We start from the raw sequence: 13,020 nt of genomic DNA, 5'->3' as shown, positions 1-13,020 counted from the left end.
CACCGCCATGTCGCGCTGACGCCAGAACCGGTCGCTTCGGCGCAGATGGCGGGTTTCGAACGATTGCAGACTACTGCCATGACGGCCGCGGGGTGATGCGCGGCCGGGTGCCCTTGCCCTTCACAACCGTCGTCCGCGTGTGCCGGTCGGCTCCGGTCCCGCGACATTTCGCAGGAGGCTATCGATGCTCGATGTGGTCGGCCACCCTCTCGCGGCGCTCGTCCGCGGCCGGCGCCCGGGCTACAGCCTGGACGCCCCGTTCTATGTCAGCCCGGAGATCTTCGCGGCCGACATGGAGATCATCTTCGGGCATCACTGGATCTATGTCGGCGTCGAGCCGGACGTGCCGGAGCCGGGCGACGCCATGGTCGTCGATATCGGCAAGGACTCCATCATCATCGTGCGCGACGACGAAAATCGTGTCGTCGCGTTCCACAATGTCTGCCGCCACCGCGGCGCGCGAATCCTGCACAACGAGAAGACCACCGTCGGCAACATCGTCTGCCGCTACCATTCCTGGACCTACGACCTGTCCGGCGCGCTGATCCACGCCGAGCACATGGGGCCGGGCTTCGACCGTTCCTGCCACGGGCTGAAGCCGGTGCACCTGCGCTCGCTCGAGGGGCTGCTGTTCATCTGCCTCGCCGACGAGCCGCCGGCCGATTTCGACGACATGGCCCGCGTGATGGGCCCCTATATCGCGCCGCACGACCTGCGCAACACCAAGATCGCCTTCCAGAGCGAGCTGATCGAGAAGGGCAACTGGAAGCTCGTGATGGAGAACAACCGCGAGTGCTATCACTGCGCGGGCAACCATCCCGAACTGACCATCCCGCTGTTCGCCTACGGCTTCGGCTTCGCGCCGGAGGACATGGACGAGCACGAGCGCGCCAACGCCCACCGCTATTCCTGCATGGTGCAGGAGCGCCATGACGGCTGGGAAGCCGCCGGCCTGCCGTCGCGCGAGGTCGAGCATCTCGCGGACCGCGTCACCGGCTTCCGCACCGAGCGCCTGCCGCTCGACGGCGAGGGCGAGGCCCATACCCTCGACACCAGGGCCGCGTCCAAAAAGCTGCTCGGCAGCTTCAAGACCGCCAAGCTCGGCGCGCTGTCGTTCTGGACCCAGCCGAATTCCTGGCACCACTTCATGAGCGACCACATCGTCACGTTCTCGGCGATCCCGCTCGATGCCGACAACACGCTCGTGCGCACCAAGTGGCTGGTCCACAAGGATGCCGTCGAGGGTGTCGACTACGATATCGACCGGCTGACCGAGGTGTGGCAGGCGACCAACGTGCAGGACGCGGAACTCGTCGGCTTCTGCCAGCAGGGTGCGCGCTCGCCGGCCTATGAGCCCGGGCCCTATTCGCCCAACACCGAGATGCTCGTCGAGAAGTTCTGCAGCTGGTATGTCGGCCGCCTCGCCGACCATCTCGGGCTGTGAGCGGCGACATGGCCGACGGCGCGCGCGAACCCGTGGCAGGCCTGATCGCCGCCGTTCCCGGCCCCTGGACCGGCGAGGACGACGACACCCTGGTGTGCCGGGCGGTGCGGCGCGAGACCCACGACGTCGCGACCTTCGTGCTGGCCCCGGCGAAGCCGGCCCGGTTCGCCTACGAGCCCGGCCAGTTCCTCACCTTCGCCTTCGAGATCGGCGGCGAGACCATCCACCGCTGCTACACCGTGTCCTCCGCGCCGACGCGGCCGGACACGGTGTCGATCACCGTGAAGCGCGTGCCGGGCGGGCCGGTCTCCAACTGGCTGCACGACACCCTGAAGCCGGGCGGCACGGTGCGCGCCGTCGGACCGATGGGCGACTTCACCTGTTTCCGGCATCCGGCCGAGCGCTATCTGTTCCTTTCGGGTGGCAGCGGCATCACCCCGCTGATGTCCATGGCGCGGACGTTCCACGATCTCGGCGTGCCGCGCGACATCGTGTTCGTGCACAATGCCCGCACGCCGGCCGACATCGTGTTCCGGGACGAACTCGCACTGATGGCGCGCGCCGCTCCGCAGAGCTTCCGGTTCACGCCGGTGGTGGAGGCCGACGCGCCCGGCGAGCCGTGGGGCGGCTTCCGCGGCCGGGTATCGCAGGCCCTCCTGGAGCAGATCGCGCCGGACTTCCGCGACCGCGAGATCTTCGTCTGCGGGCCCGCGCCCTACATGGCGGCGGTGCGGGCGCTTCTGGCCGAGGCCGGTTTCGACATGGCGCGCCATCACGAGGAAAGCTTCGACTTCGCCGCGCTTTCCGCCGGTGAAGCCGCTGAGGCGCTGGCGGCCGAGGCCATCGAGGATGCGCCGAAGGCCGCGCCCGCGCGGGTGTTCCGCGTCGAGTTCGCCAAAACCCGCCGCGTGATCGAATGCCCGGAGGACATGCCGGTGCTGGAGGCGGCGCGGCGGTCCGGCGTGCGCCTGCCGTCGTCCTGCACCAAGGGGCTGTGCGGCACCTGCAAGTCGAAGCTCGTGTCCGGCACCGTCGATCTCCAGCATGGCGGCGGCATCCGCCAGCGCGAGATCGATGCCGGCATGACGCTGCTGTGCTGCGCGAAGCCCACAAGCGACCTTGTTGTCGATCGCTGAACGGACAGGCCTTCCGGGCGGTCGCGCACCTCGCGTTCCGTAGCCTTCGTTTCTGGAGAAGTGGCAAAATGGCAATCGCCGGTGCCGAAGCGCTGCTGAAGCCCCTGACCATCAAGGGGCTGACCATCCGCAACCGGGTGATGAGCACCAGCCATGCGCCCGGCTACGGCAAGGACGGCAAGCCGCAGGAGCGCTACCAACTCTATCACGAGGAAAAGGCCAAAGGCGGCATCGGGCTCACCATGTTCGGCGGCTCCTCGTCGGTGGCGATCGATAGCCCCGCCGCGCCCTGGAACCAGATCTCGGTCGCCGACGACAGCGTCATCCCGTTCTTTCAGGAATTCTCCGACCGTATCCACCGCCACGGCGCCAAGCTGATGATCCAGCTCACCCACATGGGCCGCCGCACCAAGTGGGATACGGAGAACTGGTTCCCGACCGTCTCGTCCTCGCCGTCGCGCGAGCCGTCGTCCCGCTCGATCCCGAAGGAACTCGAGGAGGAGGATATCGCCCGCATCGTGGCGAGCTACGCGGCGGCGGCCGGTCGATGCCGCAGGGGCGGGCTCGACGGGCTGGAACTCGCCGCCTCCTGGGGGCACCTGATCGATCAGTTCTGGTCGCCGTCGGTCAACCGCCGCACCGACAAGTACGGCGGCTCGCTGGAAAACCGCATGCGGTTCGGCATCGAGGTGCTGGAAGCCGTGCGCGCCGAGGTCGGCGACGACTATGTCGTCGGCATCCGCATGTCCGGCGACGAACTGCTGGCGAACGGCCTGACCCAGGACGATTGCATCGCCATCGCCGCCGAATATGCCGGCCGCGGCCTGGTCGACTTCATCAACGTGTTCGGCGGGCAGGCGCGGGACGAGATCTCCCACGCGATCTCGATCCCCAACATGTCGTTCCCGGTGGCGCCGTTCCTCTATCTGCCGAGCGCAATGAAGCGCGAGATCGACGTGCCGGTGTTCCACGCCCAGCGCGTCACCGACCTCGCCACCGCCGCGCGCGCCGTCGGCGAGGGCCACGTCGACATGGTGGCGATGACCCGCGCCCACATCGCCGACCCGCACCTCGTGGCCAAGCTGATCGACGGCCGCGACGACGATATCCGCCAGTGCGTCGGCGCGGCCTATTGCATCGACCGCATCTATGTCGGCGGCGACGCGCTCTGCCTGCAGAACGCCGCCACGGGGCGCGAGGCGACCATGCCCCACGTCATCGCGAAGGCCGCGGTGAAGCGGAAGGTGGTGGTGGTCGGGGCCGGCCCGGCGGGGCTGGAGGCCGCCCGCGTCTGCGCCGAGCGCGGCCATGCCGTGGTGCTGTTCGAGAAGGCGGCGGCGGTCGGGGGCCAGATCAACCTCGCCGCCAAGGCGGGCTGGCGCGAGGCGCTGTCCGGCATCCCGCGCTGGCTGGGGGCGCAGGTGGCGAAGCTCGGCGTCGACGTGCGGCTGTCGACCGAGGCGACGGAGGAGGTCATCCTCGCCGAGAATCCCGATGTCGTGGTGATGGCGACGGGCGGACGGCCGAGCCGCGGCCACATCCGCGGCGTCGAGCACGCGGTGACGACCCACGACGTGCTGTCCGGCGCGGTGGAACCCGCTGGCACGGTGCTGATGTTCGACGAGATGGGCCAGCACAATGCCGCCTCGACCGCGGAATTCCTCGCGCGGCGCGGCTGCCTCGTCGAACTCGCGACCCACGACCGCCTCGTCGCGCAGGAGGTCGGCACCACCAATCAGCCGGTGCATTATCGCGAACTCTACAAGCTCGGCGTGATCATGACGCCGAACATGGAGCTGACCGAGATCTATCCGGAGGGCAACCGGCTGGTCGCGGTGCTGCGCAACACCATGACGGGCGAGGAGGAGGAGCGGGTGGCCGACCACGTCGTGGTCGAATGCGGCACGCTGCCGGTGGACGAACTCCACTTCGCGCTGAAGCCGAAGTCGGTCAATCACGGCATCACCGATCTCGACGCCCTCGTGCACGGCATTCCCCAGCCGCGGGACGGCACGCCCGGCTTCGCGCTCTACCGCATCGGCGACGCGGTCGCCGGCCGCAACATCCACGCCGCGCTCTACGACGCCCTTCGCCTCTGCAAGGACCTGTGAGCGCCGATGAACGCCGCCCTTCCGCTCCTCCCGGCCCTCGCCTTCGCGCTGCCGGCCGTGGTGTGGCTGGCGGCGGCGCTCGCGCTGGCAGAGGCGGCGCGGCGCGTGCGGCTGTGGCGCGCCGGCGGGCGGGCCGAGGTCGACTGGATCGGCGGGCTCAAGGCCTTGCCGCGCCGCTATCTGGTCGACGTGCACCACGTCGTCGGCCGCGATCCGAAGGCGGCGCGGATGCACGTGGCGGCGGCGGGCGGCCTTGCCGGCGCCTCTGCGCTCGCCGCGCTCGGGGTGCTGCCGCCGTTGGCCGCCTCGCCGGTGTTCTGGGGCGCGGTGGCGCTCCTGTTCGTCGTTGCGCTCGGCGGCGCCGCGATGGTCGGCGCGCGGCGGTATCCGGTGCGGCCCCGGCGGCTTTCCGGGGGGCGCTTTCAGGCGCTGCCCTTCCTGCTCGCGGCCTATGCCGCGGGTGGGGCGGCCGTTTCGGTCTCGCTGGCCATCATGCTTTCCGCGGGGGCGGAGGGAGCCCCGTCGGCTGCCGCGGTCACTGGTCACGTGGGGGGAGGGCTCGTCGTCCTCCTTCTCGCGGGGCTTGTGGCCGCGGCGGCCGGCGGCCTTGGCCTCGCCCGCTTCGCCGGATCGGGGCCGATGCGGCACGCCTTCGCCGGCGCGCTCCATCTCGTCGCCCATCCCCGGCCGGGACGGTTCGAGGGCGCGCGCGAAACGGCACTCCGTCCGCTCGATCTCGACGCACCCCGCCTCGGCGTCGCCGCGCCGGCGGATTTCGCGTGGAACCGTCTCGCCGGGTTCGACGCCTGCATCCAGTGCGGCCGCTGCGAGGCGGCGTGTCCGGCCTTCGCTGCCGGCCAGCCGCTCAATCCCAAGCGGCTGATCCAGGATCTCTCGGCCGCGATGGTGCCCGGCGGCACCAATGCGGGTTATGCGGGAAGCCCCTATCCGAATGCGCGCCCCGTCGCGGGCCTCGGCGGGCCGGCGTCCGATCTCGTCGGCGCGGCCGCGATGATCCATCCGGACACGCTGTGGTCCTGCACCACCTGCCGGGCCTGCGTCGAGGAATGCCCGATGATGATCGAGCACGTCGACGCGGTGATCGACCTGCGCCGTCACGAGGTGCTGGAGCGCGGCGCGACGCTGCCGAAAGCCGCCGAGGCGCTGGAGGCCCTGCGCCTCGCCGACGATCCAGGCGCGCGCCCCGCTGCCGCCCGCACCGATTTCGCCGCTGGGCTCACGCTTCCTGCGATCGCGGCGCGGGACAACGCCGAGACGGACGTGCTGCTCTGGCTCGGCGAAGGCGCCTACGACCTGCGCTACGGCCGCACGCTGCGCGCGCTCGTCCGCCTGATGAACGCCGCCGGCATCGATTTCGCTGTGCTCGGCGCCGAGGAGCGCGATTGCGGCGACCTCGCCCGCCGGCTCGGCGACGAGGCGACGTTCCAGCGGCTCGCCCGCGCCAACATCGAGACGCTGTCGCGCCATCGCTTTCGCCGCATCGTCACCGCCGATCCGCACGCCTTCCATGTGCTCGCCAACGAATACCCGGCGTTCGGCGGCCGGTTCGCGGTGCTGCACCACGCGGCGTTCCTCGACGGCCTCGTGGCGGAGGGCCGCCTCGCGATGGCCGCGCTCGAGGCCGCGCCGGTCGCCTATCACGATCCCTGCTACCTCGCCCGCTACAACGGCGAGACCGACGCGCCGCGTCGGCTGATCGATGCCGCCGGCCTGACCCGGGTGGAGATGGAGCGCTCCGGCAAGAGGGCGATGTGCTGCGGCGGCGGCGGCGGAGCGCCGGTGAGCGACGTCGCCGGCGACAAGCGCATCCCCGACCTGCGCATGGAGCAGGCACGGGCGACCGGCGCGGCCATCGTCGCCGTCGCCTGCCCCGGGTGCACGGCGATGCTGGAGGGCGTCGTCGGGCCGCGGCCGGAGGTGCGGGACGTCGCCGAACTGGTGCTGATGGCCGTGGAGGCCGCGGCCCGGCCGGCCGGCAAAATGGCGGTGGAGGCGGCGTGATGGCGAGGCAGCGCCGCGATCCCCGCGCAGAACGCGCATCGCACCGGGTCGCTGCCGCCGGGCGGCCCCGTTACGATCTCGGGCAAAACCCGGACCCCGGACAGATCGCAGCCGCGCCATCCGGACGGCCGCGCCGCGATCCGCGGGCCGAACGCGCGGCGCAGAGCGTCGCAACCACGCCGGTTTCCGGCCGCCCCGCCCGACAGCGTTTCGACCGCACGCAGCGCAATGCCGCCGTTGCGGCGGCAGCGACCCCGACCAAGCCGGCGGCTTTCGCCGCCGCGCCTCCCGAGGTCCGGGTGATCGCCGATCCGGCCTTCCTCGTCATGGCGGTGGTCGATGCGCCGGGTGGAACGCTGTCCGATCACGACCGGCAGGTGCTCGGCGCGGCGCGCCTGATCGCCGATGCCGGCGCTGCGGCGGTGCTGCTGGCTGCCGGCCCGCTCGATGCGCCGGCCGGCCCGGCCGGGGCCGACCGGGTCGTCACGCTCGGCAATCGCGGCGGGTTCCTGCACGATCCGGATGCCCGCGCGGCCGCAATCGTCGCGGTGGTCGAGGCGCTGTCGCCGCGCCATGTGCTGTTTCCCGACAGCATCGACGGTGGCGACCTCGCCAGGCGGGTCGCCGCCGCCTGCGGTGCGTGGCTGTTCGCCGGGGCGGAGCAGGTCGGGGCGCGGGTGGTGGTGCGCCCGGCGCGCGCGGGGCGGAAGGAACAGCGCTCCCGTCCGCCGCGCTTCCTCAGCATCGCCGCCGACGCCGTCGCGCCCCATTCCGGCGTGGCGCACGAAGGCCGTGCCGTTTCGCTCGATCCTATCCCGTTCAGATCGAACCGATCCGGCATCCCGCGCTGCCGGCCGGACGCGGAACCGGCGGTGCTTTCCGTCGAGACCATTCCGGCGGATCCCGCCACGGTCGCGCTGTCGGAGGCCGCATTCGTCGTTTCGGCCGGCAACGGTGTCCGCGATTTTGACCTGTTCCATGCGCTGGTGGCCGCGCTTCATGCTACGCCCGGGGCCAGCCGGGTCGTCTGCGATGCCGGGCTGATGCCCCGCGCCGCGCAGGTCGGGGCATCGGGCACCGTGCTCGACGCCGACTGCTATTTCGCGCTCGGCATCGCGGGTGCTCCACAACACCTGCAGGGCGTGGCAAGGTGCAGGCATGTGGTTGCCGTCAACACCGATCTTCATGCGGCCATGATCGAGCGGGCCGAACTCGCCATCATCCAGGATGCGCAACTGGTGATGCCGGCGTTGCTCGCCCTGCTGGCGCGGGAGGCCGATCCACGGCGCGCCGGGCCGGCCGCACCTGCCGCGGCGGAAGGAGACGGCCGATGAAGGTCATGGTGCTGCTTTCCGCAGGTCGTCATCCGGTGTCCGACCGGCCGTGCCTTCCGCGGGTCGAGGCGCAGGCGGTCGCCATGGCGCTCCGTTTCGCGGCGCCGTCGGAAATCGTCGGGCTCCATGCCGGTACCGGCGCCGTCGAGGTTTCCGAGGCGCTCGGCTACGGGCTCGCGCGGGTCGACGTGATCGAGAGTGCCGACCCGGACGACCCGATCCCCGCGCTTGCCGCGGCGGTGCGCCAGGCAGGCCCGAAGCTCGTCCTCGCCGGGAGGCGCGGGCAGGGTGGCGCCGACAGCGGCATGGTGCCTTACATGCTGGCCCATGCGCTCGGCATGGCCATCCTGCCGGACGTCATCTCCATCGCGCCCGGCGAAGCCGAAGACACCATCGTCGTGGAGCAGGCGCTCCTGCGCGGGGCGCGCCGGCGCATCGTCGCCCGCTTGCCGGCGATCGTGACCGTGCATCCGGCGAGCGCCGCGCCGGCGCCGTTCGCCTTCGGGCGGGCGCGGCAGGGCGTGCTGCTGCGGCAGCGGCTCGACCTCGGCGGCCGCGACGGGGCCGTTCGCGAGGGATTCGAGGCGGAGGAGCGCACCTATCAGCGCCGGCCCCGGGTGATGGCGCGCGCGGCAGCCGGCGCGTCGGCGGCGGACCGGCTGCGGGCGGCGACCGAGGTCGCGGGCGGCGGTGGCGGCAAGGTGATGGTCGATCCTTCGCCCGAGGAGGCCGCCAGGGCGATCCTCGCCTATCTTCGCGGCATCGACGTCCTGCGGACCTGACGGGGCCGCTGCGAAGGCTCGAACCGTCCGGCGGACTGCAGGGCCGTCAGCCGAACCCGTCGAGGGCGGCGTCGGTCGGCGAGATCGGCCCGGCGGATTTCAGCACCGCCAGCGCCCGCTCGCAGTCGCGGCCCATCTGGTCGATCAGCCCCTCGATCGACGTGAAGCGAAGCTCAGGCCGCAGATAATCGTGGAAGGTCACGCCGAGGGTGCGGCCGTAGAGATCGCCGGAGAAGTCAAACAGGAACACCTCCAGCAGCGGCGCGCCGTTGTCGAAGGTGGGGCGCCGGCCGAAGCTCGCGACGCCGTCGATCCGGCGTCCGTCGAGCGTCACCCGCACCGCATAGATGCCGTATGCCAGCGCACAATCGTCCGGCATCCGCATGTTGGCGGTGGGATAGCCGAGTTCGCGACCGCGCTTGTCGCCGTGGCGCACCACCGCATCGACCCGCCAGCGCCAGCCGAGCAGGCCGTTGGCGGCGGCGATATCGCCGGCCGACAGGGCGTCGCGGATGCGGGTGGAGGAAATCTGTCCGCCGGCCTCGTCGGTCAGGGGCTCGGCGACCGTCACCTCGAAGCCGGCGCGGGCGCCCGCTTCGGCGAGGAAGGCCGGGTTGCCGGCGCGCGCCTTGCCGAAGTGGAAATTGTAGCCGACGAGAAGGTGACGCGCCCGCAGACGGCCGATGACGACCTCGTCGACGAATTCCTGGGCGGTGAGAGAGGCGAACGGCCGGTCGAAAGTGGCGGTGACGAGGCCGTCGATGCCGACCGCCTGCAGAACGCGGGCCTTGAGTGCGGGCGGGGTCAGGCGGAAGATCGGCTGGTCCGGGCGAAAAACGCTGCGCGGGTGCGGCTCGAAGGTGAGCGCCACCACCGGCCGCCGGCCGGCGTGGGCGATATCCCGCGCGCGCGTCAGCACGGCCTGGTGGCCGCGATGGACGCCGTCGAAATTGCCGATCGCCACCACGCCGTCCTGCAAGGCCGGCGGCACGGCCTCCAGCGGGGCCGAGAAGCCGGCATCGGCGGCAGACGAAAGGCCGGAAGCGATCATCGCGGGCACTATCCTCGTTCGAAACCAGCCGCGCCGTTCACCACCTCAGCGCGGTGACGGCGGCGACTGCCTTCAGGCTGTCGCGTTCGAGCCGCGTCGCGACGGCCTTCGGATCCGGTGCGTCGTGTGGGCCGAAATCGGCCGCGTGGATGCCGCCGGTCACGAACAGCACGTCGAGCCCCTCGTTGCAGCCGCCGCGCACGTCCGTCGGAAGGCCGTCGCCGACGGCCAGGATGGAGCCGTCGTCCGGCCGCGTGCCGGTCAGCGTCGCGGCGCGCGCGCGGGCCGCCGCATAGATCGGCGGATAGGGCTTGCCGGCCTGCACCACCTCGCCGCCGAAGCTCTCGTAGAGCTTGGCGAGCGCGCCGGCGCACCACACCATCCGCGTGCCGCGCTCCACCACGATATCCGGGTTCGCGGAGACGAACGGCAGGCGGCGGGCGGCGAAGCCCGCCAGCAGGTCGTGATAGTCGTCCGGCGTCTCGGTCTCGTCGTCGTAGAGGCCGGTCGCGACCACGATCTCGGCTTCCTCCGCCGGGACGAGCCGCATGCCGGTGCCCTCGTAGAGCGCCTCGTCACGCGTAAGGCCGATATGGAACACCCGTTCGAGCCCGACGGACAGCAGATGCTCGCGCGTGACGTCGCCGGAGGTGACGACGGCGTCATAGGCCGCGTCCTCGACGCCGAGATCCCGCAGCTGCTCCGTCACCTGGCGGTGTCGCCGCGGCGAGTTGGTGACGAGCACCACGGTGGCGCCGCGTTCGGCACGGTAGCGCTTCAGTGCCTCCACGGCGGCCGGAAAACACGCCACGCCGTTGTGCACGACGCCCCAGACGTCGCAGAACAGCGTGGTATAGCGGGTGTCCACCGCGGAAAGCCCGGGGACGATCGGGACGGGATGTGCGCTCATCGCCGGTTGGGGTAGACGCAGGACCCGCCCGGGTCAAGCGCCGCGCCGCCGCAACGTGGCCGCCCGTCGCCCTGCCGGCCGCGATTTCTCCGCGCTGTTGCAGTGCGGTGGCAAACGGCGCGGCACGGGCGGCGCCGACGAGGCGCGGAGTACCGCTCCCGCGTGCCCGGCGCTATGCTGCGGCGGCGCCCGGACCGGTGATTCCCCGCCTTGCCGCAGGCGGAACAGGGCGGGCTGGGTGAGGAACAGGACGAACCGATGGCCGTGATCCGGCAACTTGACGACGGCCTGATCAACCGCATCGCAGCCGGCGAGGTGATCGAGCGGCCGGCGAGCGTCGTGAAGGAACTGGTCGAGAACGCCATCGATGCCGGCGCGCACCGCATCGAGATCGTGACCGCGGCGGGCGGCAAGACGCTGATCCGCGTGGTCGACGACGGGCGCGGCATGAGCGAGGCCGATCTTGCGCTCGCCGTGGAACGCCACTGCACCTCCAAGCTGCCCGAAGGCGACCTGATGTCGATCGCCACCCTCGGCTTCCGCGGCGAGGCGCTGCCCTCGATCGGCGCGGTGGCCCGGCTGTCGATCGCGAGCCGAACCCGCGACGCCGAACACGCCGCCGAGATCGTGGTCGAAGGTGGCGAGAAGTCCGCGCCGCGGCCGGTCGCGCTCAATCCCGGCACCCGGGTCGAGGTGGCCGACCTGTTCTTCTCCACCCCGGCCCGCCTCAAGTTCCTGAAGACCGACCGCGCCGAGGCCACCGCGGTGACGGAAATCGTACGCCGGCTTGCCATCGCCGTGCCGGAGGTGGCGTTCACCCTGACCGGCAGCGACCGCAGCGCCACGGAGTGGCCGGCGCGCAGCGGCATCGATGCCCGCGCCCGGCGCATCGCCGACACCGTGGGCGCCGAGTTCATCGACAACGCCCTCATCGTCGATGCCGGGCGGGAGGGCATCCGCCTCGAAGGGTTCGCGGGCCTGCCGAGCTACACCCGTGCCGCCGCCACCCAGCAATATCTGTTCGTCAACGGCCGTCCGGTGCGCGACCGTATGCTGATGGGCGCCCTGCGCGGCGCCTATGCCGACGTGATGGCTCGCGACCGGCATCCCGCGGCCGTGCTTTTCCTCACGCTCGATCCCCACGAGGTCGACGTCAACGTGCACCCGACCAAGGCGGACGTGCGGTTCCGCGACCCCGGGCTGGTGCGGGGGCTGATCGTCGGCGCCATCCGCGAGACCATCGGTGCCTCGCCGCACCGCGCCACCACGACCGGCACCAGCGCGGCCATCGCCGCGTTCCGCCCCGGTGCGGCGCCGGCCGGCGCGGCTTCCCCGGCGGCGCGGTTCGGCTTCGGCTCGCGCGCCGCCGGCGACTGGCGGCAATCGATGTTCCGGCCGCTCGATCCGGCCGGCGGTGCAGTCCCGGCGGCGACCCCGCCAGTCGATCCCATCGGTGGCGGCCTCTCCGAGGGGGTGGAAGCCCCTTTTAAGCCGGCTTATGACCCTGCGGCGCTGGAAAGTGCGGTTCCGCAGGCGGCCTTCGGCGATCTCGCGCGGCCGTCGGCCGATGCGCGCGCCGATTCCGCGGTGTTGCCGCCGGAGCGCGAGAGCTTCCCGCTCGGCGCGCCGCGCGCTCAGATCCACAGCAACTACATCATCGCCCAGACCGCGGGCGGCATGGTGATCGTCGACCAGCACGCGGCCCACGAACGTCTCGTCTATGAACGGCTGAAGGCGGCCCGCGCAGCCCACGGCGTGGAGCGGCAGATGCTGCTCGTGCCGGAAATCGTCGACCTGCCTGCGGAAGACGTCGACCGTCTCGCCGCGCGCGCGGAGGAAATCGAGGGCTTCGGTCTGTCGCTGGAGGCGTTCGGCCCCGGCGCGGTCGCGGTGCGGGAGGTGCCGGCGCTGCTCGGCACCACGGACGTCGCGGCGCTGGTGCGCGACCTCGCCGACGAGATCGCCGAATGGGACCGCGCCACGGGCCTGGAGGAACGGCTGAACCGCATCGCCTCCACCATGGCCTGCCACGGCTCGGTGCGCTCCGGCCGGCGGATGCGGGTCGAGGAGATGGACGCGCTTTTGCGCGAGATGGAGGCGACGCCCAATTCCGGCACGTGCAACCACGGCCGGCCGACCTTCATCACCCTGACGCTGGCCGACATCGAAAGGCTGTTCGGACGGCGGTGAGGCCGGAACGCGCAGTCGGCAGAGCCCGTCCTTGCGGTCG

General features: G+C 71.6%; 9 protein-coding genes. 7 read left to right on the top strand and 2 right to left on the bottom strand.

Annotation, left to right across the window (positions count from 1 at the left end; all coding sequences use genetic code 11):
* Nucleotides 1–184: 184 nt before the first annotated feature.
* The 6 genes from BUF17_RS08360 (at nt 185) to BUF17_RS08335 (ending at nt 8,829) form a co-directional block, all read left to right on the top strand.
* The gene (locus tag BUF17_RS08360) at nt 185–1,444 is read left to right on the top strand and encodes an aromatic ring-hydroxylating oxygenase subunit alpha (protein ID WP_073627563.1); all 1,260 of its coding nucleotides are present in this window, start codon (nt 185–187) and stop codon (nt 1,442–1,444) included.
* An 8-nt stretch (nt 1,445–1,452) separates the two neighbouring features.
* Nucleotides 1,453–2,580, top strand: a complete 1,128-nt coding sequence (locus BUF17_RS08355) for an FAD-binding oxidoreductase (RefSeq protein WP_073627561.1) — start codon at nt 1,453–1,455, stop codon at nt 2,578–2,580.
* A 68-nt stretch (nt 2,581–2,648) separates the two neighbouring features.
* A complete protein-coding gene (locus BUF17_RS08350; protein ID WP_073627559.1) occupies nt 2,649–4,691 on the top strand; it encodes an NADH:flavin oxidoreductase in 2,043 nt (680 codons plus the stop codon).
* Between the two features lie 6 nt (nt 4,692–4,697).
* Nucleotides 4,698–6,713 carry a DUF3483 domain-containing protein gene (locus tag BUF17_RS08345; protein WP_073627557.1) on the top strand — a complete coding sequence of 672 codons (2,016 nt, stop codon included), beginning with the start codon at nt 4,698–4,700 and terminating at the stop codon, nt 6,711–6,713.
* Entirely contained in the window at nt 6,713–8,047 is a 1,335-nt protein-coding gene (locus BUF17_RS08340; protein WP_073627555.1) for an electron transfer flavoprotein subunit alpha/FixB family protein, read from the top strand. Before BUF17_RS08345 ends, BUF17_RS08340 begins: the two co-directional genes overlap by 1 nt.
* Nucleotides 8,044–8,829: an adenine nucleotide alpha hydrolase family protein gene (locus BUF17_RS08335; protein ID WP_073627553.1), complete on the top strand. Its 786-nt coding sequence runs from the start codon at nt 8,044–8,046 to the stop codon at nt 8,827–8,829. Before BUF17_RS08340 ends, BUF17_RS08335 begins: the two co-directional genes overlap by 4 nt.
* A gap of 46 nt (nt 8,830–8,875) precedes the next feature.
* Here BUF17_RS08335 and BUF17_RS08330 read toward each other — a convergent pair whose 3' ends face one another.
* A complete protein-coding gene (locus BUF17_RS08330) occupies nt 8,876–9,880 on the bottom strand; it encodes a bifunctional riboflavin kinase/FAD synthetase (protein WP_073627551.1) in 1,005 nt (334 codons plus the stop codon).
* A 37-nt stretch (nt 9,881–9,917) separates the two neighbouring features.
* A complete protein-coding gene (locus BUF17_RS08325) occupies nt 9,918–10,790 on the bottom strand; it encodes a TIGR01459 family HAD-type hydrolase (protein WP_073627549.1) in 873 nt (290 codons plus the stop codon).
* 258 nt (nt 10,791–11,048) lie between these two features.
* On the opposite strand from BUF17_RS08325, the gene mutL reads away from it, so the two are divergent.
* On the top strand, nt 11,049–12,980 hold the full coding sequence (mutL, locus tag BUF17_RS08320; protein ID WP_073627547.1) for a DNA mismatch repair endonuclease MutL: 1,932 nt from the start codon (nt 11,049–11,051) through the stop codon (nt 12,978–12,980).
* Nucleotides 12,981–13,020 lie beyond the last annotated feature (40 nt).

This window comes from Pseudoxanthobacter soli DSM 19599, assembly GCF_900148505.1.
GTDB lineage: Bacteria > Pseudomonadota > Alphaproteobacteria > Rhizobiales > Segnochrobactraceae > Pseudoxanthobacter > Pseudoxanthobacter soli.
The sequence above is the reverse complement of the archived record's forward strand: the minus strand, read 5'-3'. Positions and strand labels throughout refer to the sequence as shown.